This is a genomic window from Urechidicola sp. KH5, assembly GCF_054661455.1.
In genome coordinates this window covers 149,530-174,032 of the sequence record NZ_BAAFSW010000001.1, presented here as the reverse complement: position 1 = coordinate 174,032, position 24,503 = coordinate 149,530, and the positions used below count along the sequence as shown (strand labels likewise).

The 24,503-nt window shown below is 33.3% G+C and carries 23 protein-coding genes; 10 read left to right on the top strand and 13 right to left on the bottom strand.

The features are described from left to right. Positions 1 to 65 precede the first annotated feature (65 nt). The 5 genes from ACYQ5R_RS00835 to ACYQ5R_RS00815 all read right to left on the bottom strand — a co-directional run bounded on the left by ACYQ5R_RS00835 (position 66) and on the right by ACYQ5R_RS00815 (position 7,686). Positions 66 to 1,820 (bottom strand): M14 family metallopeptidase, encoded by a 1,755-nt coding sequence (locus tag ACYQ5R_RS00835; RefSeq protein ID WP_460189006.1) that lies wholly within the window; start codon positions 1,818 to 1,820, stop codon positions 66 to 68. A gap of 8 nt (positions 1,821 to 1,828) precedes the next feature. After that, complete coding sequence (gene coaD / locus ACYQ5R_RS00830; protein ID WP_460189005.1) at positions 1,829 to 2,278, bottom strand: pantetheine-phosphate adenylyltransferase; 450 nt, start codon at positions 2,276 to 2,278, stop codon at positions 1,829 to 1,831. Between the two features lie 6 nt (positions 2,279 to 2,284). Continuing rightward, positions 2,285 to 3,262 (bottom strand): D-alanine--D-alanine ligase, encoded by a 978-nt coding sequence (locus ACYQ5R_RS00825; RefSeq protein ID WP_460189004.1) that lies wholly within the window; start codon positions 3,260 to 3,262, stop codon positions 2,285 to 2,287. Between the two features lie 53 nt (positions 3,263 to 3,315). Continuing rightward, positions 3,316 to 5,721 carry a TonB-dependent receptor gene (locus ACYQ5R_RS00820; protein ID WP_460189003.1) on the bottom strand — a complete coding sequence of 802 codons (2,406 nt, stop codon included), beginning with the start codon at positions 5,719 to 5,721 and terminating at the stop codon, positions 3,316 to 3,318. Positions 5,722 to 5,868: 147 nt separating this feature from the next. Continuing rightward, entirely contained in the window at positions 5,869 to 7,686 is a 1,818-nt protein-coding gene (locus tag ACYQ5R_RS00815) for a fasciclin domain-containing protein (RefSeq protein ID WP_460189002.1), read from the bottom strand. Positions 7,687 to 7,825: 139 nt separating this feature from the next. On the opposite strand from ACYQ5R_RS00815, the gene ACYQ5R_RS00810 reads away from it, so the two are divergent. Beyond that, entirely contained in the window at positions 7,826 to 8,731 is a 906-nt protein-coding gene (locus ACYQ5R_RS00810) for a MerR family transcriptional regulator (protein WP_460189001.1), read from the top strand. Here ACYQ5R_RS00810 and ACYQ5R_RS00805 read toward each other — a convergent pair. Then, the gene (locus ACYQ5R_RS00805; protein ID WP_460189000.1) at positions 8,728 to 9,624 is read right to left on the bottom strand and encodes a TIGR01777 family oxidoreductase; all 897 of its coding nucleotides are present in this window, start codon (positions 9,622 to 9,624) and stop codon (positions 8,728 to 8,730) included. The two genes, ACYQ5R_RS00810 and ACYQ5R_RS00805, sit on opposite strands and share 4 nt — an antisense overlap. 90 nt (positions 9,625 to 9,714) lie before the next feature. On the opposite strand from ACYQ5R_RS00805, the gene ACYQ5R_RS00800 reads away from it, so the two are divergent. From ACYQ5R_RS00800 to yaaA, 3 genes are all read left to right on the top strand, one after another. Further along, positions 9,715 to 10,287 carry a PASTA domain-containing protein gene (locus ACYQ5R_RS00800; protein ID WP_460188999.1) on the top strand — a complete coding sequence of 191 codons (573 nt, stop codon included), beginning with the start codon at positions 9,715 to 9,717 and terminating at the stop codon, positions 10,285 to 10,287. Positions 10,288 to 10,292: 5 nt separating this feature from the next. Continuing rightward, positions 10,293 to 11,315 carry an RluA family pseudouridine synthase gene (locus ACYQ5R_RS00795; protein WP_460188998.1) on the top strand — a complete coding sequence of 341 codons (1,023 nt, stop codon included), beginning with the start codon at positions 10,293 to 10,295 and terminating at the stop codon, positions 11,313 to 11,315. A gap of 670 nt (positions 11,316 to 11,985) precedes the next feature. Then, positions 11,986 to 12,744, top strand: a complete 759-nt coding sequence (gene yaaA / locus ACYQ5R_RS00790) for a peroxide stress protein YaaA (RefSeq protein WP_460188997.1) — start codon at positions 11,986 to 11,988, stop codon at positions 12,742 to 12,744. Here yaaA and ACYQ5R_RS00785 read toward each other — a convergent pair whose 3' ends face one another. Together ACYQ5R_RS00785 and ACYQ5R_RS00780 are read right to left on the bottom strand one after the other, a co-directional pair. After that, positions 12,745 to 13,080 (bottom strand): DUF2853 family protein, encoded by a 336-nt coding sequence (locus ACYQ5R_RS00785; RefSeq protein WP_460188996.1) that lies wholly within the window; start codon positions 13,078 to 13,080, stop codon positions 12,745 to 12,747. It abuts the gene before it with no gap. 104 nt (positions 13,081 to 13,184) lie between these two features. Beyond that, the gene (locus tag ACYQ5R_RS00780; protein ID WP_460188995.1) at positions 13,185 to 14,609 is read right to left on the bottom strand and encodes an L-serine ammonia-lyase; all 1,425 of its coding nucleotides are present in this window, start codon (positions 14,607 to 14,609) and stop codon (positions 13,185 to 13,187) included. A gap of 213 nt (positions 14,610 to 14,822) precedes the next feature. Between ACYQ5R_RS00780 and dnaK the strand changes: the two genes are divergently transcribed. The 3 genes from dnaK (at position 14,823) to ACYQ5R_RS00765 (ending at position 17,550) form a co-directional block, all read left to right on the top strand. Beyond that, a complete protein-coding gene (gene dnaK, locus ACYQ5R_RS00775) occupies positions 14,823 to 16,733 on the top strand; it encodes a molecular chaperone DnaK (protein WP_460188994.1) in 1,911 nt (636 codons plus the stop codon). A 103-nt stretch (positions 16,734 to 16,836) separates the two neighbouring features. Beyond that, positions 16,837 to 17,280, top strand: a complete 444-nt coding sequence (locus ACYQ5R_RS00770; protein WP_460188993.1) for a hypothetical protein — start codon at positions 16,837 to 16,839, stop codon at positions 17,278 to 17,280. Positions 17,281 to 17,292: 12 nt separating this feature from the next. After that, positions 17,293 to 17,550 carry a hypothetical protein gene (locus ACYQ5R_RS00765; protein ID WP_460188992.1) on the top strand — a complete coding sequence of 86 codons (258 nt, stop codon included), beginning with the start codon at positions 17,293 to 17,295 and terminating at the stop codon, positions 17,548 to 17,550. A 1-nt stretch (position 17,551) separates the two neighbouring features. Here ACYQ5R_RS00765 and ACYQ5R_RS00760 read toward each other — a convergent pair whose 3' ends face one another. Together ACYQ5R_RS00760 and ACYQ5R_RS00755 are read right to left on the bottom strand one after the other, a co-directional pair. Next, positions 17,552 to 18,061, bottom strand: a complete 510-nt coding sequence (locus ACYQ5R_RS00760) for a lactoylglutathione lyase family protein (protein WP_460188991.1) — start codon at positions 18,059 to 18,061, stop codon at positions 17,552 to 17,554. A gap of 68 nt (positions 18,062 to 18,129) precedes the next feature. Next, positions 18,130 to 18,408, bottom strand: a complete 279-nt coding sequence (locus tag ACYQ5R_RS00755) for a hypothetical protein (protein ID WP_460188990.1) — start codon at positions 18,406 to 18,408, stop codon at positions 18,130 to 18,132. 278 nt (positions 18,409 to 18,686) lie between these two features. Between ACYQ5R_RS00755 and ACYQ5R_RS00750 the strand changes: the two genes are divergently transcribed. Together ACYQ5R_RS00750 and ACYQ5R_RS00745 are read left to right on the top strand one after the other, a co-directional pair. Next, the gene (locus ACYQ5R_RS00750) at positions 18,687 to 19,280 is read left to right on the top strand and encodes an RNA polymerase sigma factor (protein WP_460188989.1); all 594 of its coding nucleotides are present in this window, start codon (positions 18,687 to 18,689) and stop codon (positions 19,278 to 19,280) included. Continuing rightward, positions 19,258 to 19,644: a hypothetical protein gene (locus tag ACYQ5R_RS00745; protein ID WP_460188988.1), complete on the top strand. Its 387-nt coding sequence runs from the start codon at positions 19,258 to 19,260 to the stop codon at positions 19,642 to 19,644. Before ACYQ5R_RS00750 ends, ACYQ5R_RS00745 begins: the two co-directional genes overlap by 23 nt. Positions 19,645 to 19,708: 64 nt before the next feature. Here ACYQ5R_RS00745 and ACYQ5R_RS00740 read toward each other — a convergent pair whose 3' ends face one another. The 3 genes from ACYQ5R_RS00740 to htpG form a co-directional block, all read right to left on the bottom strand. Then, positions 19,709 to 20,725, bottom strand: a complete 1,017-nt coding sequence (locus tag ACYQ5R_RS00740; protein ID WP_460188987.1) for a transglutaminase domain-containing protein — start codon at positions 20,723 to 20,725, stop codon at positions 19,709 to 19,711. Between the two features lie 9 nt (positions 20,726 to 20,734). Continuing rightward, complete coding sequence (locus ACYQ5R_RS00735) at positions 20,735 to 21,136, bottom strand: carboxypeptidase-like regulatory domain-containing protein (RefSeq protein WP_460188986.1); 402 nt, start codon at positions 21,134 to 21,136, stop codon at positions 20,735 to 20,737. Positions 21,137 to 21,397: 261 nt separating this feature from the next. After that, on the bottom strand, positions 21,398 to 23,287 hold the full coding sequence (htpG, locus tag ACYQ5R_RS00730; RefSeq protein WP_460188985.1) for a molecular chaperone HtpG: 1,890 nt from the start codon (positions 23,285 to 23,287) through the stop codon (positions 21,398 to 21,400). A gap of 161 nt (positions 23,288 to 23,448) precedes the next feature. On the opposite strand from htpG, the gene ACYQ5R_RS00725 reads away from it, so the two are divergent. Continuing rightward, positions 23,449 to 24,456: a 3-oxoacyl-ACP synthase III family protein gene (locus ACYQ5R_RS00725; RefSeq protein WP_460188984.1), complete on the top strand. Its 1,008-nt coding sequence runs from the start codon at positions 23,449 to 23,451 to the stop codon at positions 24,454 to 24,456. The last annotated feature ends 47 nt before the right edge of the window (positions 24,457 to 24,503 follow it).

Genomic DNA, 24,503 nt, shown 5'->3' with positions numbered 1-24,503 from the left:
TCTAAATTACTAAAAATTAAAGTGTAGTTTTCTAATTGTTGATGAATTTAACAGAAATTTAGAAGCTACTTTTCAAAAACTCGATAAATAGGGTATTGTAAATAACTCTTTTCGGCATGCTCTGAGCGTAAATAAATAAAGTTTAATTGTGCATACCAATTATTGGCGAAATTCGAATCATTTGATTTTTTAGCATCAAATTCAGCTTTGATTTCTGGATTGTTTTTTAAAATTTCTTCTGCTTTATCTTCAAACACATATGGAGAAAAATGTTCTTTTTGTTGTAGAATTACGTCAAAGAAATTCCAGTTAAAAAAAGAATCTGTCGCTTCAGGTTCAAGCGTTTCTAGAATGTATTTTAGTCCTGGTTGGTTTGTCGGCACCAAGAAATCTCCTTTATCAAAAGATTGCATCTCGATAGCACTTTCTACTTTTGTATTGTAATGCAAATAGTGTCCTTCAAACGGACTTTTTCTAGTTTCGTATGAGGCAATTTTATAGCCTTCAACTTCTATTGCAATGGCTTCTTTTAATGGGAAATGTACAATTTTATTTCTTTTTAAATGCGCTATTACTTTTTTAAATCTCTTTGGAACCATATAGTAGTCAGGAATCTTAATGGACTTTGTTGGTTTAAAGATGTTGAAGTAATTTACAGTTTTAGTAAATGGTTTTTCGCGATGGTACTTTAAACGCAATTGTCCAGTAACTTTACTTTTTTCATAATGCCCTTCATACCCATGAAAATCTAAAGGCGTAACCAAGGTACTATCTACTTCAAAATGAATTGGGTATTCACCTGTTTCTAAAATTTCTGCTACTGCATCTCTTCTAAGTTGTTTGATTTTATAGGAATAGGTGTTTACAAAATCTAACGTGCTAAATAGTAATTCATAGGTGCCGTATACACGATCTCTATAAGGTTTTAGCATGTGCGTTTCTACCATAAAACCTAAAGAGTTAAATAATGTTGAATAACCAGTTGAATAACGAGGTGAGTCAAAAAATTGTGAGAATCCTTTTTCTGGAACTTGATTAAACACGTTTACGTAAGGCGTGATAATATGTCCTTTTTCTTGAAGGTTCTGTTCGATTCTCGTTTGCATAGAATTGAGTACAAAATTTCCAATAGAACCACCCATTTTGTTGTGTTGCGTGAATAGATGTGTTAATGTGTATTGATAATCTGCACCATTGCTAACATGCGTATCTATAAACACATCAGGATTCATATAATGAAATATTTTAGCAAATGCCTCAGCGTTTTTGGTATCGTTTTTTATAAAATCACGATTTAAATCATAGTTTAAAGCATTGCCTCTAAATCCATATTCAGATGGACCATTTTGATTTGCTCGAGATCCACTATTTCTATTTAATGCACCGCCGATATTATATACTGGAATGATACCAATAATTACATGTTTGTATTTTTCTTTAAGTTCTTCACTTTCAACTATATCACGTAAAAACAGCATGCTCGCATCTATGCCATCAGGTTCGCCTGGGTGAATTCCATTGTTGATTAATACGGTGTTCTTGGGAGTTGATAAAGGATCAAAATTCTTGTCGACATCAAACAAAATTAGATGTAAAGGTTTACCCGCGTCTGTTGTACCATGTGAGGTAATCTTAATTTCAGGATACTCTTTTGCAAGTTTATTGTAAAATTCAATTACTTGAAAATATGTAGCAGTACTATCTGTATGCGATCGTTCAAATATTGTTTCGAATTGGTAAGGAGTTACGATAGAGTCATTTTGTGCAAAAAAATTAAGTGAAGCACAAATTGCAAATAGTGATAGGGTTAATTTTTTCATTGGTTATTTTATAATACAGCTAGAGGCACAAGTCCTTCAGCAGATCCATTATTTCTTAAAATATCTCGAACGATACTTGAACTTATGAATGAATGACCTGAACTTGTTAAAAAGAAAACAGTATCGATACCCGATAATTTTTGATTAGCTTGAGCAATAGCCTTTTCAAATTCAAAATCTGCAGGATTTCTTAAGCCTCTTAATAGGAATTGCGCATTTTGTTCTTCGCAATATTTTACGGTTAATCCGGTATATGTATCTGTTTTTACGCTGGATTCATCTTTAAATGTCTCTTCAATAAATCTGATTCGCTCTTCTAAACTAAACATATACTTTTTGTCTGCATTAATACCTATGGCAATAATTATTTCATCAAAAAGAGGTATCGCTCTTTTAATAATGTCAACATGTCCTAAAGTAATTGGGTCAAATGATCCTGGAAATACTGCTCTTTTCATATGATTTTAATTTTGCTGCAAAGCCATCTCAATGGCATTTTCAAATAATTGTTCTAAACTAATACCAGCAGCCTGTGCTTGTTGAGGTAATATACTTTCTGTTGTTAAACCTGGTACGGTATTCATTTCAAGCATATAAGGTTCGTTGTTCACCAAAATATACTCGCTTCGTGAAAACCCCGTCATCTGTAAGGCATCATATGCCTTCTTTGCTATCTTATTTATAACTTTTGTTTGCTCCTCCGTTAATCTGGCAGGAGTAATTTCTTCAGATTTACCTTGGTATTTGGCCTCATAATCAAAAAAGTCATTTTCAGATACAATTTCAGTGATTGGCAATACGGTGGTTTCTCCTTGGTATTTTATAACTCCAACAGAAACTTCTGTTCCATCTAAAAATGCTTCAATAATGATTTGATTGTCTTCTTTAAATGCAACTTCTAGCGCTTGTTTTAATTCTTCCTTTTTATGTACTTTAGTAACACCAAAACTACTGCCCGCTCTGTTTGCTTTTACAAAGCATGGCAATCCAACGGCATTTACAATTTCTGAAGTGTCAACGGTATCACCCTCATTCAAATAGTACGAGCTTGCTGTTTTAATTCCGAATGGTTTTAAGACACTCAAACAATCTCTTTTGTTAAATGTCAAAGCCATTTGATAGGACGTCGCAGAGGTGTGAGGAATACCTAATAATTCAAGATATGACAATAATTTTCCATCTTCTCCTGGAGTACCATGAATTGCATTAAAAACACAGTCAAAAGAAACGCTAGTTCCGCTAATGGTTACAGAAAAATTATGCTTGTTTATTGGGTATTCTTGATTGTCAATTACAGCTACCCATTTATCCTTTAATATATGAACAGCATAAGCGTTGTAAAGCGATGGATTTAAATGTTGCATAACAACTGATCCACTCTTTAAGGAGATTTTATATTCTGATGAATAGCCTCCCATAACAACTGCTATATTTTTTTGCATTTATTTGATTTTTGGCTCAAACAAAAGTAGCAAAAAAAGAAATTAAAAAATCTTTAGAATCCTATCAATATTCCAATTGAAGGAAGTACAGTGCCGCTTTCGTCTTCAATTAAATAGGTGTCATATGCATTTGGATTGTTAGGGTCTTCAATCGGGTTACCCATATCATCGCGTCGTACATCTAGATATGGAGGAACATCTGTTTTAGAATTATAAAGGTTCTGAATATCTATATAGGCGTTTAAGGACCATTTAGAGAAATTCCAAGTTTTATCTACTCTCACATCCATTTGATGAAGAATTCCAGTTCTTTCGGTATTTAATAAATCCCAATCGTTAATTCCTCTTTGCGTTACATCCCAAATTTCTTTTTGAGAAGAAAGTTCAATATCATAAGGAGTATAAGGTGCACCACCTAAAAGTCTGAATTTTGCACCTACTTCCCAATTTTTCGCCAACTTTTTACCTGCAACAATATTCAAAATATGTCCATTATCCCACGATGATGGAACATACTCTCCATACTTATCTTGAAATTCACTAACTACGAATGTGTATGAAATGATTCCGTAGATAGTATTGCTTAATTTTTGTTGAGCCATCAATTCAAATCCATAAGATCTACCTCTAGAAGTTGAGTTTGCTGGTTCATTACCAATCACCCCGAAATCGCCACCTAAGTTTGCAAGAGAGATTTCATCGTTCAGTAAGAAAGGATAGTTTTTATATTTTTTATAGAACCCTTCAACGGTTATTTTAGAAAAGAACGAAGGGCTGAAAGAGGCTCCTGCAACAATATGGTCTGATTGAATGTAAGTAATATCGTTTTCTTTATTAACTAAGTTGCCATTATTATCTCTGTACCCCATAACAGTATAGGCGGGTAATTGGTAATAACGACCAGTGTTAAACCCTAAACTCCACTTTTCTGATAGTGCATAGGAAAGCGATATTCTAGGCGAAAGCTGTTCTAAAGGGTTGGACATGTCATTAGAATAATTGTTGAAATCAGTTCTTAATCCAAATGAGGCAGAAAGTTTATCGTTCAAGAATGATTTAGTTGCTTGACCGAAAAATGCGTATTTTGAAAAATCGATTTCAGAGTCGAAATCTAGAATTTCTACTTCTTCGTTAATTTCTTTTTTAAAAAATGTACTGTTGGTGTATTTAACAAACTCTAGACCAGTACCTGCATTTATTTTCCAACCATTTGAACTTCTGTAGGTATGTTCAAATCTAATTTTGTTTTCAATCTCTTGAGATTCATAATCGTATAATAAATTTTCAGGAGATTCATCGTTGTTCAAATACTTGTAAGCTTGGTTGTTTAAGTGATTTCTGCTTACAATTAAGCTTTGATTGCTATTTTCAGAATAGTGTTTCCAGTGGGCACCAACTGTGTAGTTCCATTGATTGTTAATAGGAATATTCGCTAAAATATAATTATTTCTATTGATGTCATCTTTATCGGTAACACCGTCATTTACATCTTCATTAATTTCAAATTCATCTATAGCACCAAGACCAATAATGGTAAGTTCGTTTTTGTCGTTTAGCCTAAAATCATGTTTGTATTGAAAATCGTTGTATGTTGGTAAGAATGGAATTTTTAAAGCTTTGAATAAAAACTGCAAATACGATCTTCTAGCAGAAAGAATAAAAGATGAATTTTCACCTGTCGGTCCATCAAGTGTTACACCTACATCCGAAGAACCAATATTGAATGTACCTGATAATTTTTCTGAATTTCCGGTAATTTGCTCAAATTCCATTAAAGAACTCATAGTATTACCTCTATTTGCAGGAAAAGCGCCTGCATAAAAATCAACATTTTTAATAAGATTTACATTAATCATACCTACCGGTCCACCAGAAGCACCTTGCGTGGCAAAGTGGTTTATATTGGGAACTTCAATTCCGTCCAAGTAGAATCTATTCTCGTTAGGAGCTCCTCCTCGCACTATAATATCATTTCTAAAAGAAACAGTGGTTGCAACACCCGGTAAAACTTGAATTACCTTTGAGATGTCTCTATTTCCTCCAGGATTTCTATAAATTTCTGAAGCTCCGATAGTATTTTTACTAACAGGAGATTCTAATTGTCTATTAAAAGGAGAAGCTTGCAATTCTATTTCATCAAGTAGAGCAGCATCTTCTTCTAAAGCAAAGTTTAAATTTGTTGTTTTTGCAGCAAATACGATTATTTCGTATTTAATAACTTTTTTATAACCAACGAAACTTGCGTATACATTGTAGGTTCCAGGATCTAAATTCTCAATAATGTAATTTCCATCACTATCACTAGTAGTTCCTAAAGAAGTATTTTCTATAATTATGTTGGCGAAAGGAATTGGAGCATTATTGATTTCATTAAATACCCTACCAGATATGGCTCCCTTTTGAGCAAATGAAATTAGAGTTATTGCTACAAAGCTAATTGTTAGTAATACTTTTTTCATGTGGTTGTTTGAATATAAATGTCTTTTTTAAAGCAGTTACGAAGGGATTAAAAAATGGAATTGCCGGCAAAACCTACCAACTGGGATCGCCGACAAAACCAAAAACTAACCACAAAATAACTATTGTATGAACATTTGATTAATTAATTAAAGCGTTGGTATTAATACTTTATCTACCACATGAATAACTCCATTGCTACCATGTACATTTACTTCAATAATATTTGCATCTTCGCTCATAGACATATCTGTTAGACTTGCGCCATCTTCCCCAAGATTCACTGTAAGTGTTTCACCACTTAACATTGGCAAAGCTTGACCATCAACCAAATCAGTACTAAATACTCTTGCACTTGCTGCATGGTATAATAAAATAGTTCTAATTTGATCTACCGTTAATGTTGGAATTACATCTTCTATATCTCCAAATGCAGCATCTGTTGGAGCAAATACAGTAATATTGTCTGCATCAATAATTGCTTGTCCTATATCTTCGTAATTTGGATCTGTTAAAAGACTTACCAAAACTGTAAATTCAGAATCATCACCCATATCAGCAAAGGCGGCAGCTATTTCTATAACATTTGGTGCAGGTGGTAAAAGTGTTCTATTAATTGCATGAACAACACCATTACTTTTTTCCATATCTACGGCTGTAATAGTTGTTAAACCATTTATAATTACACTACTTGTTAGGTATCCTAAATAGATTTTTTCATCATTATTTAGAGTCACTGCCATACCATCTGCTGGTAATTCTGATGATAACACTTTTGCTCCTAAGACATGATAGAGTAAAATAGGTGTTAAAGTTGCTGCATCCAGACCATCTAAAGATGTTATGCCTGCAGCGATAAAGGCGGCATTGTCAGGAGCGAAAAGTGTTAAATCATTAGCTGTTGAAATAGTTTCAAGTAAATCAGCAGTTTGAAGTGCTTGTACTAATATTGTATAGTTAGGGTCGAACATAATAACTTCGGCAATTGTTCCCACAGTCTGAGCCACATATCCAGGAATCAATACTGCATCAATTCCATGAATTACACCATTTACAGCAAGAACATCTGGTGCTACTACATTTGAATCGTTGATCATTACACCATTGGATAAATCTACGGTAACAGACTCTCCTGTTAATAGTGTTTCAGCCATCATTCCATCTGATAATTCACCAGACTCAACTGACGTCCCAAGAATGTGGTATAAAACGATTTCTCTTAATAATCCAACCGGTAATTCATCCACACTTGATTTACCCAAAGCTGAAAGCAGGTTATCAAAAGCAGTATTTGTAGGAGCAAAAACAGTTAGATCTTGAGTTGGATCGCTTGCTGCTGCTAAAATATCAGCTAATTCTGGCTTTACTAATATTGAAACCAATGTGGAAAATTCAGGATTGCTAATTGCTAATTGTGTTATAGTTTCAGCGATAAACCCTTCTGGTAATAGGACTTCGTCTACAATATGTATGACGCCATTCGTTGCAAGAACGTCAGCATCCACCACGTTTGAGCTGCCATTTAAAACCACGCCATTGTTTACATTTACCATAATCGATTGACCGGATAAAAGGGTTGGTACGTCGCCATTAGTTAATTGATCTGAAGTAACATTACCACTAACCACATGATATTGTAATAAAGCGGTTAATAAAGAAGGTGTAGAGATAATCGTATTAAGAGTAGTTGGATCTAACTCGGCAAATGCAGCATTGGTTGGTGCAAAAATTGTAAAAGGTCCTTCACCTGAAAGTGTTGGTCCTAAACCTGCTGCGTTAATAGCACTGTTTAATGTAGATAAGCCTGGTGCTCCATCAATTATTTCCACAACATCTAAAGTTACGGTTGGTTCTCCCGGTCCATCATCATCATCGTCACAACTAACGAGAAATAATGATGCACCCATAAAAATTAACGCCGTTAAAAGCGAGAATTTACGTTTTAGTGATTCATTTAAAGTTTTCATTGTCTAATAAATTATGTGTTAAAGTTGGACAAATATATAAATAAAAAATTTTATTGTCCAAGAAAAAGTGTAAAAAAGTTATACAAAACCAAAAAAAAGTGTATATTTGCCATGAATAATCCTATTAAAATTCACGGTTTTGGCTACTTTTACAGGAAATTTAGAGAATATGAATACCTACACCATGGCGCAGGTGGAGACCCTAACCGGAATAAAATCTCACACTTTAAGAATTTGGGAAAGACGCTACACGTTTCTAAAACCTGAGCGTACAGAGACGAATATTAGGTATTATTCAGATGCGGATGTTCGGAAACTTTTAAATATATCTATTTTAATTAATAACGGATATAGAGTTTCGAAAATTGATAAAATGAATGAAGATGAAGTGCACGAGGTAGTGGTTCACCTCAATTCTAGATCTTCTGCAAAATTTGATGATGATTTAAACCGATTGGTGTATGCAATGATTGAAATGAACGAAGAAAGTTTCAATCATATTTTCAAAAGACATGTTACACGAAATGGTTTATTGTCAACGGTTATAGACCTTTTATATCCTTTTCTTGATCATGTTGGAGTTTTATGGACCACCAATAGAACCATACCTGCTCAAGAACATTTTATTTCTTGTTTAATTAGGCAGAAAATTGTATCTGCAATAGATATGATTCCGCCACCAAAAGAAGATGCAAAGAGTGTGATTTTGTTTTTACCTGAAAATGAGAGTCATGAAATAGCATTGTTATTGGCGAATTATATTGCTCGAGATTTAGGATTCAAAGTTTATTATTTAGGACAGAATGTTCCTCTGGAAAACATATTAGAGGTTAACGAAATTGCGAAAGCAAGCATAATCTTGACAATGTTTATTGCTCCAATTACAGAGAACTATAGAATATCTTTTATTGATTTGTTCAAGAATTTCGATATTCCCTTATACATTGGTGGAAATTTTGATATGACTAATGTACCAGCTCATTTTGAAAAGTTGGAATCTCCAGCAATGTTAGCGGATAATCTTAAGATAATTAGAAATATTTAGTCCAATAAATTATTCAGCGCATCCTCAATATATGGATATTTAAATTCAAATCCTGTATTACTAATCTTTTCTGAATTTACCACATTTCCTTCAGTAGCAAGTATCGACATTTGACCTAATATAATTTTTAGTGCAAATTTTGGTACCGCAGGTAACCAAATACTTTTGTTGAGTTTTCTTGAAATTCTATATGTTAGCTCTTTGTTTGAAACAGGATATGGTGCCACAGCATTATATATTCCATTTAATTTAGAATTCATCACCATATAAAGCATCATATTACAGTAGTCTTCTATATGAATCCATGATATAATTTGTTTACCATTTCCAATAACAGCTCCAAATCCTTTTTTTATAGGTTGACATATTTTTGTAAAAGGTCCATCATTTTTAGAAAATACAACTCCTGTTCTTATTATAGAATTATTTATACCTGAGGGTAAATCATCTAGAGATTTTTCCCATTTTATACAGATGCGAGCCAGAAAGTCATTTCCTGCTGAATCAGATTCGCTAAATATTTTATCTGTTGTTACACTTCCATAATAACCAATAGCGCTGCCCAAAATAAATTGTTTTACCCGATGTTTATTAGTTCTGAGATATTCACATAAAAATTTTGTACTATTTATTCTACTATCATATATCTCTCGTTTAAATTTTTTCGTCCAGCGTTTGGAAATACTTGCTCCGGCCAAATGAATAATAATATCGGTATTTTTGATAGCATTGCTATCTATTACTTGCTTATTGTGATTCCAATAATACACCTTGTAATTTTTATACTCTTTTTTGCTCCGAGATAAGAATGAAACTTCATGACCATTTGATTCTAAAATTGGAGCTAAATGCTTGCTTATTAAACCAATACCTGTTAAAAGAATAGAAGCCATATTTTAATCGTCTTAATGGATATAAAATAGTAAAAACAATAGAAAGTAAGATTGTTTCGTTTTATATCTTTGTTAAAACAAATATAAGATATGAGTTTGATAAAGTTTGTAACGAGTAAATCATTTTTAAAGAATTTAACCTTTGCCGGAATAGGTATAATTGTTTTTTTGTTTATTCTAAGTAAATGGCTGGATGTTTCTACCAACCACAATCAAAAAATTCAAGTTCCAGACTTATCTAAATTAACGCTAGAGGAGGTAAAAACCGTATTGAAAGAACTCGATTTAAGAGCAGAAATTCAAGATTCAACAAACTACAATCCAGATTTTCCACCCTTATCAGTCATAGAGCAACACCCTGAACCGGGTGATTTCGTTAAAGAGAAAAGGCGTATCTATTTAAAAATAAATAGACCTACATATCAAGATGTTGCTATTCCAAATATATTAACCAAGCCACGTAGAAATGCCGAGGCAACGCTTAAAGCGGTTGGATTTAGAGTGGGCAATGAACCGACATATGTAAAAGATATTGCTCTAGATGTTGTAAGAGGTATCTATTTTAATGGTAAAGAAATTGAAGTAGGAGATAAGCTTCCTAGAAATTCGTTGCTTGAATTAAAACTGGGTAATGGAGGCGATAGAGGCTTATTAAAAAAATAAGAGAAATGGTTGATAATGAATTTATTGAAAATGAAGAGATGTATGAGCATTTCAGATATGTTGCACATGCAGGTCAAGAACCTTTGCGTGTAGATAAGTTTTTAATGAATTTTATAGAAAATGCCACAAGAAATAAAATACAACAAGCTGCAAAGGCTGGTAATATTGTTGTAAACGATGTTCCTGTTAAATCAAATTACAAGGTAAAACCGAATGATGTAGTTCGAGTAGTATTATCGCATCCTCCTCATGAAAATTTATTGGTAGCAGAGAACATACCTATTGATATAGTGTATGAAGATGATGCAGTAATTGTTGTGAACAAACCACCAGGTATGGTCGTTCATCCTGGACATGGTAATTATTCTGGCACCTTAGTTAATGGATTAATTCATCATATAGAAAATTTACCCAATAATTCCAGTGATCGCCCTGGATTAGTGCATAGAATCGACAAAGATACAAGTGGCCTCATGGTTGTTGCTAAGACTGAATATGCGATGGCACATCTTTCTAAACAATTTTTTGACCGTACAACTGAACGACTCTATTTTGCTTTAGTTTGGGGAAATATAGATGAAGATGAAGGCACGGTGGTAGGTCATATTGGTAGAAGTTTAAAAAACAGATTGCAAATGTCTGTATTTCCAGAGGGCGAATTTGGAAAACCAGCCATTACACATTATAAAGTGGTTGAACGTTTTAGTTATGTTACATTAATTCAATGTAAATTAGAAACAGGTAGAACACATCAAATAAGAGCTCATATGAAACATAAAGGTCATACTTTATTTAATGATGAGCGTTATGGTGGAGATGAAATTTTAAAAGGAACAACGTTTACAAAGTATAAGCAGTTTGTTGAAAACTGTTTTAAAACACTTCCTAGGCAAGCGTTGCATGCAAAAACTTTAGGGTTTGAACACCCAACTACAGGAGAATTTATGCGTTTTGATTCCTCAATTCCAGAAGATATGGGTCAGTGTCTAGATAAATGGCGAACATATACAGTTCATCAAAAAGATTAGATAGGATGGATTCATTGACATAACTGGTGTCCATAATAGCAGCTATCGGTCTTTTTACACATAGATTGAGAGTTTTTCAAATAATTTGAAATCGAATGCTGGAGAAATTATACAGCGCACTTTCAATAGATTTGTGAATAATGAAGTTAAAAGATTATTTGCTGGGTTTTTGGGTGGGGCTATAAATCAAAGTGGTTGTGCTGTTTTTTATTAACTGTGTAATACCTTTTATTATTCTGCTCTTTTTGTAATTTGATTAAATCGTGTAATGCAGGAATTACTTTTGATGTAGTTATGGCTCATTTGTTGTTTAATACTGTTGTTGCCCTATTAATTTTACCATTCACTAAATTTTTGCTCGTATCATTCATAAAAAAAAATTCAGACTGCTAAAGAAATTGAACAAAATAGGGAAGTTTACATTTATCAAAGATTCAATATCTAATATCATATTTGTTCAATTGATTAATGAGCCATTTGTTCATTAGGTTGAGGTGTATAATGAACTGATGAATCTAAAAGATCGATAAAACCATCTAAAGAAAACAAAGGTCTACATTGAAAATGAACTTGATAATAAATAAATCCTATTGAAGAATTAATTAATACTCTTGTTTTCGGTTTAGAAATTTCAACTTGTTTGCTACCTTTACATTTAAATTAAACAATTATGAAAATTGTAATTTCTCCTGCGAAATCTTTAGATTTCGGAACTCCTTGTCCAACCGAAAAGTATACTCAGGGTATTTTCTTGGAAGAAGCAGCAAAATTAAATAAAGCTTTAAAAAAGAAGACAGCCAAAGATCTGTCGGCTCTTATGAATATTTCTCCAGCATTGGGTGAATTAAATTACAAGCGCAATCAGGAGTGGTCATTACCATTTACACCTAAAAATTCGAGACAAGCAGTATATGCTTTTAAAGGTGATGTATATATTGGATTGGATGCCTACTCAATTCCCGAAGAGAAATTAGATCAGTTACAAGATAAGTTGAGAATCTTATCAGGTCAGTATGGTTTATTAAAGCCATTGGATTTAATGCAGCCTTACCGTTTGGAGATGGGGACAAAATTGAAGATTAGAACTAAAGACAATTTATATCAGTTTTGGGGTGATAAAATCACGAAAGCTTTGAATGAAGAATTAGAAGAAAACATACCATTCATAAATTTAGCAAGTAATGAATATTTCAAATCAGTGAATTCAAAGAATTTGAAATCGCCAGTTGTGACTCCTGTTTTTAAAGATTATAAAAACGGGAAATTGAAAATGATTAGCTTCTTTGCAAAAAAGGCAAGGGGAATGATGGTCAGATATATTATTGACAACAATGTTGAAACAATTGAAGAGTTAAAAGGTTTCAACTACGAAGGTTATGGGTTTGATGCGAATATATCTACGGAATCAGAATTGGTATTTACAAGATAATTACTCATAAACGTATTCTCTACGCAATTTTTTGACTAATAAATAATAGAAGATAGCGCGATACTTTTTGGTCTCAGCTCCCATTTTATTAACTACATAACTAATCGCATCATCATAGCGCGATTCGTCATAAACTCCTAGTTTTTTATTTAAGAAACTTTGTTTAACGGTAGTCAAATCTTCTTCTGATGTACCTCTTAAAATTTCAGAATTTTCTTTATAAATTGATGGGCCTAACCCTTTGGTAACAGCAGTCAATAAATCCGCATCGAATTCTAAACCGAGTTCATACATTACCTTTTTATAATAATCCACTTTATTATAAAATTCACTCATTTTGGGGTTGATTAAGTTTGTGTTTTGTTGTTAAATGTTTTTCAAATATACTAAATATAGTAAAGTTTTCAAATTTATGTGCTGAAAATGAGGTGATTGAATTCCTAGCAATCAGCGATATTAACGCTAACAGCTAAGCCGCCTTCAGAAGTCTCTTTATATTTAGAGTGCATGTTTTTGGCAGTTTCCCACATACTTTCAATAACTTTGTCAAAAGGCACTTTGGCATTTGCACTATCAGTGTCTAAAGCTAACTCTGCAGCATTAATTGCTTTAATAGCACCCATTGCATTTCTCTCTATACATGGTATTTGCACGAGTCCACCAATAGGGTCACAGGTTAATCCTAAATGATGTTCCATGGCAATTTCGCTAGCCATCAATACTTGTTGAGGGGTACCCCCAAGTAATTCTGTTAATGCTCCAGCAGCCATGGCACTAGATACACCAATTTCTGCTTGACAACCACCCATTGCAGCCGATATAGTAGCTCCTTTTTTAACAATACTTCCTATTTCACCAGCTACTAAAAGAAACTGTTTGATTTGATCAAAGTTTGCATTGTGATTTTCAATTACCAAATAGTACATTAATACTGCTGGAATAACCCCTGCACTCCCATTTGTAGGAGCAGTTACTACTCGACCCAATGAGGCATTTACTTCATTTACACTTAAAGCAAAACAACTAACCCATTTGAATATTTGTCTGAATCGAACTTTAGTTTTTCTAATAGATGCTATCCACTCTGTTGGATTTGAATAAGGAGTTTCTCCTTTTAATTTATGGTGCATGTCAAATGCTCTGCGCCTCACATTCAATCCTCCTGGTAGCATACCTTCCGTATGACAACCTGTATACATACATTCTAGCATCGTATTCCAAATTGCATGAATTTCTGTATCTATTTCAGTAGGAGATTTTTGAGAAACCTCGTTTTTCCAAACAATTTCTGAAATTTTCAATTTTTCTTCTGCACAATGTTGCTCCAATTCCTTGGCTGTTTGAATGGGATGTGGAAATGTTTTGTAGATCGCGGCTTTTTCTTTTTCCCCGGTATGTTCTTCTTGAACAACAAACCCACCACCTATAGAATAATAGGTAGAACTATCTAGTTCAACTCTGTTATTAGATGCCTTAAAGGTTAAACCGTTCGCATGAAAAGGTAAAAAATCACGATTAAAAAAAATATCATTTTTGGTTGAAAAAGAAATTTCAAACTCACCATTTAAATTGAGTATTTCACTTGTCTTAATTTTATCGATTGTTGGTTGGATATCTTTGACAGGAATAGTAACAGGATCTGCTCCTGAAAGACCTAACATAACTGCTAAGTCAGTGGCGTGTCCAATACCAGTTAGAGATAGAGAACCATATAAATCTACTTTTACATGATTTACATGTTGCAGAATATCTTTAGATTTTAAATGTGCTATCCATTGCTCAGCAGCACGCCAAGGACCTAAGGTATGTGAACTTGAAGGCCCAATACCAATTTTAAGCATGTCAAAAACTGAAATACACTCCATTATTTCGTAGATAGTTATTTTTAGGTAGGCAAATATATGTTTTTGATAAAAAAAGCATGTCAAAAAAGACAATATTCTAAATATTAAATGTCATTTTGATTTGTCTTATTTTACACTTCTGACAAGATGTCATAAATATTCCAATGGCATAATGATTGACTTTAAGCAATCGATAATAGAAATCACTCGAATAACAATATAAATTAAAATAAAATGAGCAAAATAATTGGAATCGATTTAGGTACTACAAACTCTTGTGTTTCTGTAATGGAAGGGAACGAGCCAGTAGTTATACCTAATGCAGAAGGCAAGAGAACAACGCCTTCTATTGTGGCTTTTGTAGAAGGTGGCGATAGAAAAGTGGGTGACCCTGCAAAACGTCAAGCGGTTACCAACCCATTAAAAACGATTTATTCTATTAAACGTTTTATGGGGAATAAATATTCAGAATGTTCAAAAGAAATTGAGCGTGTACCTTATAAAGTAGTAAAAGGAGATAACGATACACCTCGTGTAGATATCGATGGTCGTTTATATACGCCACAAGAAATTTCAGCTATGACGCTTCAAAAAATGAAGAAGACTGCTGAAGATTACTTAGGTCAAGAAGTATCAGAAGCGGTTGTAACTGTGCCAGCATATTTTAACGATGCACAAAGACAAGCTACAAAAGAAGCTGGTGAGATTGCAGGATTAAAAGTAAGCCGTATTATTAACGAGCCTACAGCTGCAGCATTAGCTTATGGTTTAGATAAAAAGAACGAAGATCAAAAAATTGTTGTATTTGACTTTGGTGGTGGTACTCATGATGTTTCTATCTTAGAATTAGGAGATGGAGTATTTGAAGTATTAGCTACTGATGGTGATACACACTTAGGTGGTGATGATGTAGATGAGAAAATCATCAATTGGTTAGCAGATGAGTTTAAGGCTGAAGAAAACATGGATTTAAAGAAAGATCCTATGGCTTTACAGCGTTTAAAAGAAGCTGCTGAAAAAGCAAAGATTGAATTATCTTCTTCTGCACAAACAGAGATTAACCTTCCTTATATTACAGCTACTGCTAGTGGACCTAAGCACTTAGTTAGAACATTAAGTAAGGCTAAATTTGAGCAGTTAATTGATGATTTAGTTAAAAGAACTATCGAGCCATGTAGAACTGCATTACAAAATGCTGGATTGTCTACAGGAGATATTGATGAGATCATCTTAGTTGGTGGATCTACTCGTATTCCTGCAGTGCAAGAAGCAGTAGAGAAGTTTTTTGGTAAGAAACCTTCAAAAGGTGTAAACCCAGATGAGGTAGTTGCTGTAGGAGCTGCAATTCAAGGTGGTGTATTAACAGGAGATGTTAAAGACGTATTATTATTAGATGTTACGCCACTTTCTTTAGGTATTGAAACTATGGGTAATGTATTTACTAAATTAATTGAGGCAAATACTACCATTCCTACAAAGAAATCACAAGTATTCTCTACAGCAGTAGATAATCAACCTTCAGTTGAGATTCACGTGTTACAAGGTGAGCGTGCGATGGCTGCAGATAATAAAACAATTGGTCGTTTCCACTTAGACGGAATTCCACCTGCACAAAGAGGAGTACCTCAAATTGAAGTAACATTTGATATCGATGCAAACGGTATTATTAATGTATCTGCAAAAGATAAAGGTACTGGTAAAGAGCACAACATTCGTATTGAAGCTTCTTCAGGATTGACAGAAGAAGAAATCCAAAAGATGAAGCAAGAAGCTGAAGCAAATGCTGATGCTGATAAAGAAGCTAAAGAGAAAGCAGAGAAAGTAAATGGAGCTGACTCTATGATTTTCCAAACAGAAAAGCAATTAAAAGAGTTTGGAGATAAATTATCTGCTGATAAAAAAGAGCCAATCGAAGCTGCATTAACAGAATTGAAAGCTGCACATGCATCTCAAGATTTAGCGCAAATTGATGCTGCAATGGAGAAAATCAACGAAGCATGGAAAGTAGCTTCAGAAGATATCTACAAAGCACAACAAGAAGCACAAGCTAATGGTGCTGCTGGAGCTCAAGGAGCTGCTGATGCTCAAGGCGGAGAAGATGATGTGCAAGATGTAGACTTTGAAGAAGTTGAAGAAGAAAAATAATTTATTGAATCATCTTTAAATTATTAGATATATAGAACGCTCACCATTAAGGTGGGCGTTTTTTATTTATCGTATCTTAGCAATAGCAATAAAACTTGAAGTTATGAAACAGTTCATTTTATCATTGATAACCTTTTTTTCCTTTATTTCGTTTCATGCACAAGAAATAGTAGGAGCTTGGGAAAAAACTTTTCATGAAGAAGAAGTCACCTTAAAAAACATTGTTATTGTATCGGCAGAAGGTTATCAGGTATCCACATGGTACGATGCAGATACGGGAGAATTTAAAGGAACTAACGGAGGGGCATGGTCGCAAGAAGGAAATACAATTACTGAAGTTGTTGAGTTCGATAAAGAGGATTCTAATGTAGTAGGAACTTCTGTTTCTTTTGATATTGCAATTAAAGAAGATGAACTTAGAATAATTGGTACTGATGATTTGGTTTGGAAAAGAATAGATAATGGTACTCCTGGAGATTTAAATGTAGCATGGTTAATGTCTGGTAGAAAACGCGATGGGAAAATACAGACAAGAGATACTATATAACCAAGAAAAACAATGAATATTCTTTTTGGAACTAGATTTCAATGGATTACCTGCAATACCGAAACCAAACAATTTATGGGTGCTGTAGGCGGAACCTATACCACAATTGACGGCAAGTATACAGAAAGCATAGAATTCTTTTCACGAGATAATTCTAGAGTTGGATTAAGTTTAGAATTTGATTATGATTTGAAAGATGGTGATTGGCATCACTCTGGATTTTCTAGTAAAGGAGCCCCTTTGCACGAAACATGGACTTTGAGAACATAGTCTATTCTTGATAGGCTCCAAAAGAATATGTCAATTCATAACTGTGTGAATAAATTTCAAATACTACTCCAAAAGGATCTTCAACATAAACCATTTTATAAGGTTTTTCACCGGGATAATACTCACGAATTGGCATTCGTTGTTTACCTCCGTAGGCTACAATTTTATCAGTCAGTAATTCAATATTTGGATCTTGAACACAGAAATGAAATAATCCAGCTCTAAATGGATTGAATTCTGGTTTGATATTTTCGGTAGCTAGAAAAGAGAATAATTCAACCCCGATACCATCAGAAGTTGCCATATGCGCAATTTCAAAAGTACCCCATCCCTTACCAAAGACATCAATGCACATAACACCAATGGCTGTTTCATTTTCTTCGGTCACCGTTGAAGGAGACATAATAACATACCAACCCATTACTTCTTCATAAAATTCTACAGCCTTGTGTATATCGGGCACGGTTATTCCAATATGTGAAAATCTTCTAGGATAAGTGTTTTGTTTCATAGCAATTCAATTTTAAAAATATGGTACTCTAAATTTACAACTTATCCGCAGTAAAAGAAAGAAGTGTATTATACTTTCTTTTGATAGGCCTCAACACCCAATCCTAAAAATATAGTTAACAATGCAATGTGAATCTTAGATTGCATCCAATCTGCCCTTGGAAAATAAACAGTAATCAAGGCCACAAGTATAATAATTGCAGCATAAAAATAGGCCCAAACCAATTTCTTATTCACAATTATTAATATACCAGCTATTAATTCTGTTGTAGCATAAAATATGGTCAATAGATAATTTCCTGTTTCTCCTAAAAAACCGAAGCCTATACTTTGCAATGCTCCAGCCATTTTTTCTAAGCCAACTCCTCCTAAATAGCCTTCAAAAAATTTTTATAATCCGCCCCAAATAAATAAAAGTCCAAGACCCAATCTAATTATAAATTTTCCCATTTTTAAATTGTGATTGTTTTACGTCTATGATTGACGCACACAAGTTGTTTAAGTAACCAGGTGATTTTTTATTATCTAACTTCTTTTTATTGAATGATTTATAAGTTAATTCTTAATTTTTGAAAAAATAATACAATTTTAGTAACCTTTGTTAAAAGTTAATCGTCATACCTGTGATGAATCATCAAACCGACTCGTATTACATTGAAAAGATAAAAGAGGGACATACCCAATCTTTTAACATGCTTGTGCAACGCTATGAGCGTTTGGTTTTTGGTTTAACTATCAAGATGATGAAGCATCGTGAAGAAGCTGAAGAGGCCGCTCAAGATACGTTTATAAAGGCGTTTAAGTCTTTGAAATCCTATAAGGGTGATGCAAAGTTTTCGACATGGGTATATAGAATTGCTTATAATACTTGTTTAGACAGATTAAAAGGGAATGCCAAGTTTGTTAAAAATGTTGAAATAAACGAAATAATAGAAAATCAGTTGGAAGACACGAGTAATGTATTTGAAAGCTTAACTCGCGACGAGCGAAAAGATATTGTGCAAGAATGTATGAATCAACTTCCAGTAGATGAACGAGCTGTGTTGCATCTGTTTTATTTTGAAGAAAACAGTTTAAAGGAGATTACAGAAATAACTGCTTTAAGCAATAATAATGTGAAGGTGAAATTACACCGAGCACGAAAGAAATTATTTACTATTTTTAAGAATGCAGTAGATCATGAAATTTACAGTCATTATGAACAAAGAGCCGAAGGATAAATTAGATCAATTGACCAAAAAAATGGTTAAAGCTTTACCAGAAGAAACACCTTCATTAGATTTTTCTTTTAAGGTTATGGATGCCATTTACGATATTGAAGAATCTGTAGTATTGCAAAAAAGCAAACCACTTATTTCTAAATCAATATGGGCATTAATACTGACATTTGTAGGTGCTGCTTGTATTTACTTATTTCATTTAGTGGGTACAGAAGAAAGTACAATTGGTAAATATGTTCCAGAATTTTCATTGCAAATTCCATCACTTGAAGTGTCGAATATTACGCTTTACAGTTTTGTGGTAATTGGTATTATGATGGCTATACAGTTTGGTTTTATTAGAAACTATTACATTAAAAACTAGATTACAGAAATAGAATTACTAAAAAGCCCTCCAATTTGTAGGGCTTTTTAGTTTAATCTTTTGTCTAAATATTTTTTGCAGGGGCAACAACTTTAATGGTGTATGATGCGATTATATCTTCGTTTACTTTTAAATGAACGTCGTAGTAACCGCGACGTTTAAACGAGGTGGAAAAGCTCAAAGTTTTGTCAGTAACTTTAAAATTATTCATTTTGAGTTCCTCTTCTTGATCTGTATACATTACTAAGGCTGCTTTTAGATCTTTATGTTTAGAAAGTAAATCAATTTCAAAAGAAATTTCTGTATTTTTTTCGGTCATAATATTTAAGGTTGTTGGCAATTTAGGAATGCTGCGATGTAAAAAAGCTTCACCATATAATAAAGGGCTAGCAACAAAATTCTCTGCGGTCATATTACACCCCAACAACCAATTTTGGTCTTTAGGAAAATGATTTAACGCAAAATATTCTGGCTTAGTAAGAAAGTATCCATCATTATATTTTCGAACAAACCCTCCTTTATCACTTAAATATCCACTTGACCAAGTTGCATCGCATAAATACCATTTATTATTTAATTTAACTGCATTCCAAGAATGATTGGCAATGTCTAAAGTGTCTATATTTGTTTCAACACTGCGGCCGTAACCATCAATTATTTTACATTCTATATCGGCTAAATAAGAGAGTTCTTTAATTAGATAGGCATAGCCAGTACACATTGTCTTCTGATTTTTCAATAGTTTTTTGAAAGCCACTTTTTGGTAACTATTATTCCATAATAAAAGAGCAATACTATCATTTTTAAATTTTCGACGCTTTTTTATGACCTTACGGTATTGATTTTTGTCAGCTCTAATATTTTGACAAACCCATGTGTAAATAGCTCTAAATTTTTCAAGATCTGTCTTAAGAGTATGAGTTAGGTTGTAACTAAGCAAAGAAAGGTTTTGTAGATTTTCGCCCTCATACAATTTTGCTAAATTATCTGCATTGGTAAAGTCTACCGAATCAAATTCGGATAATTGACTAAAGGTTGAAGTAGCAAAGAATAATAAGGTACAAACGAAAAAACTTTTCATAAAAAGGATTTAGTTCTTTCTTTTAGATTTATACACTTTCTTTTTAGAAATACTTCCTAGCAAGTTATAGGCATCTTCTTGCATAATAACATTTATACTTACAATTGTGCCGCTAGCTGGGACTTTAATTTTTATTTTGGTTGTTTCTTTACCTAAAAAGCTGAAAATTAAAACATCACCTTCTTTTAATGCCCTAGGAAATTCGAAATTCCCTTCAAAATCAGATTCTGTTCCTACATTAGATCCTTGCAAAACAATACTTGTTCCAGGTAGTGGACCGTTTTCGTCTGATACATTACCTTGTACAGTATAATTTGCTTCTTGCGCTTGTAAGGTATTAATCGATGTAAACAATAAACAAACTATTGCTACGAATTTCAAAATGTTGGATGCTGAACTAGAATTTTTCATGACCTTTAATTTTAAGAATTTAACCTTTACATTACCTAAAGTCTCAAATTTATAATTAATAATTGAAATTAAAGTTGTTGACTATGTTAATGTTAAGGTGAATTGATTATTAATGTTATTACTCAAATGTATTGCATCTTTAATTATTAGAAACGAATAATTAGAGAAGTGCTATAAAAGACATGTGAAACTAATACTTGAATGAGTAACAAAAAAGCCTCTTCTTTTTGAAGAGGCTTTAGTTGTATCACAACAATCCAATTATTTAATTAGCTCATAACTGCGCTTGATGAAATTTGTTAATTCTTCACCATGTAATAGGTTTTGAGATAACTTGGCTAAATCAAATGTTTGATTTATTAATCGCTCTTGTTTCTTAGCAGTTTTGGTATTTAAGATTTCTCCTACCAAATCACTATTGGTGTTTACAACAAGATTGTACATATCTGGGAAATTACCCATACCCATCATTCCGCCGCCACCAGTTGCTTGCATTTCCTTCATACGACGCATAAATTCTGGCTGTGTAATAATAAACGGATTCGCATTAGAGTCCATTGCTTCTAACTGCACCGTGTAAGTTTCTTTTGGAATAACACCTTCTAAAACTTCTTTTAATTTTGTTTGCTCATCGTCACTTAATTTAGAAATCTTATCGTCATCTTTCTTGATTAAGTTATCAATATGATCTGCATCAACACGTGCAAATGAAATATTCTCTTTGCTCGTTTCTAATTTTTGAATTAAGTGCGATACGATAGGAGAGTCTAATAACAACACCTCATATCCTTTTGCTTTGGCATCTTCAATATAACTATGTTGTGCTTTAGCATCTGAAGTGTAAAGAACGATGGTTTTATCGTCTTTATCTGTTTGATTTTCTTTAATCTTTTCGATTAATTCACTCCAAACATAGTGTACGCCATCAACTGTTGGATATAATGCAAATTTGTCTGCTTTTTCAAAGAACTTCTCTTCTGAAAGCATTCCGTACTCAATAATAATCTTAATATCGTTCCATTTTGCTTCAAAACCTTCTCTATCATTTTTGAATAAGCTATTTAACTTATCTGCAACTTTACGTGTAATGTAGCTTGAAATTTTCTTTACCGCACCATCTGCTTGTAAATAACTTCTCGATACGTTTAACGGAATATCCGGACTGTCGATCACACCTCTTAACATTTGTAAGAAATCTGGCACAATACCTTCAACATTATCCGTTACAAAAACTTGGTTTTGGTATAATTGGATACGGTCTTTTTGAGGATCCATGTTCTGCGTTAACTTAGGGAAGTATAAAATACCGGTTAAGTTAAATGGATAATCAACATTCAAATGAATATTAAATAAAGGCTCTTCAAATTGCATTGGATACAACTCTCTGTAGAACGTTTTATAATCTTCGTCTTCTAATTCACTTGGTTGTTTTGTCCAAGCTGGATTAGGATTGTTAATTATGTTTTCTACCTCAATCGTTTCTGGTTTTGCATCCTTATCTGCATCTTCTGGTAAAGGCAATGTTTCTGTCTTCATTCCAAATTTTATTGGAATAGGCATAAACTTGTTGTACTTTGTTAACAATCCAGAAATTTTATTGTCATCTAAAAACTCTTCAGAGTCTTCTGCAATATGCAAAACGATTTCTGTACCTCTCGTTGTTTTATCTGTTTCTTCAAGCGTGTATTGCGGACTTCCATCACATTCCCAACGAACTGCTTTGGCATCTTCTTTAAATGATTTGGTATAGATTTCTACTTTGTCAGCTACCATAAATGCTGAGTAGAACCCTAAACCGAAATGACCAATAATTCCGCTATCTGGAACTTTGTCTTTGTATTTTTCAACAAACTCCTCAGCACCAGAAAAGGCTACTTGGTTGATGTATTTTTCAACCTCTTCACCAGTCATTCCAATACCTTGGTCAATAATTTTAATAATTTTTTTGTCTTTATCTACAACCACTTCAAGCTTTAAATCGCCTAATTCTCCTTTAGCTTCTCCTAAAGTAGAAAGATGTTTTAATTTTAAGGTTGCATCCGTAGCATTTGAAATAAGTTCTCTTAAGAAAATCTCATGATCTGAGTATAAGAACTTTTTGATTATAGGGAAAATATTTTCTGCTGTTACATTAATGTTTCCAGTTGCCATATTTTATTTTGTTTTTAATTTTTAACTGAAACAAAAGTGACAAAAAAAATACCAAAATGATTAGAGTGACAAGATGGCATAAGAGCATTTTGAAGTCATATTATTCACAGCATAACAAATTAAATTTTATTAAATTTGATAATCAATAAAAGTACAAGACTATGTATAATTCAAGAATAATGGGGATGGGGCATTTTGTTCCTGACAATGTGGTGACTAACGACGACTTATCAAAATTAATGGATACCAATGATGCGTGGATTCAAGAGCGCACAGGTATTAAAGAACGTCGATGGATAGAAGAGGGTAGTGGAGAAACTTCTGCAACTATGGGTGCCAAAGCGGCGAAAATTGCCATTGAAAAAGCAGGGTTAACAAAAGATGACATAGATTTTATTGTATTTGCAACTTTGAGCCCTGATATGTATTTCCCAGGATGTGGTGTTCAAATTCAGGATATGTTAGATATGCAAACTATTGGTGCATTAGATGTGCGAAATCAATGTTCTGGTTTTGTATATGCATTGTCTGTTGCAGACCAATTTATTAAAACCGGTATGTACAAGAACATATTGGTTATAGGTTCTGAGTTTCACTCTGGTGGATTAGATAAAACTACTAGAGGTAGAGGTGTGTCAGTAATTTTTGGTGATGGAGCAGGAGCAGCTGTGTTGAGTAGAAGTGAAGAGCACGGTAGAGGTATTTTATCTTCTCATTTGCATTCAGAAGGTAAGCATGCGCGTGAGTTAACTGTTGAGGCACCTAGTATTGCACATTGGGTTCCTCAAATTTTAGAAGAGAATGATCCGAATGATGAGTCTTATTTTCCATATATGAATGGCCAGTTTGTATTTAAGAATGCTGTAGTTCGTTTTTCTGAAGTGATTATGGAAGGATTAGGGGCTAATGGATTGCAACCTACAGATATTGATATGTTGATTCCGCATCAAGCCAATTTGAGAATAGCCCAATTTATTCAAAAGAAATTTAGATTGAACGATGATCAAGTATTCAATAATATTCAGAAGTATGGTAACACTACTGCCGCCTCTGTAATTATAGCTTTAACCGAAGCTTTTGATGAAGGTAAAATTAAAGATGGTGATTTAGTTGTGCTTGCTGCTTTTGGTAGTGGATTTACTTGGGGCAGTGTCATAATACGCTGGTAATTTTCCTTAAATATATTTAAAATTAAAAAACCATCAGTGTACTGATG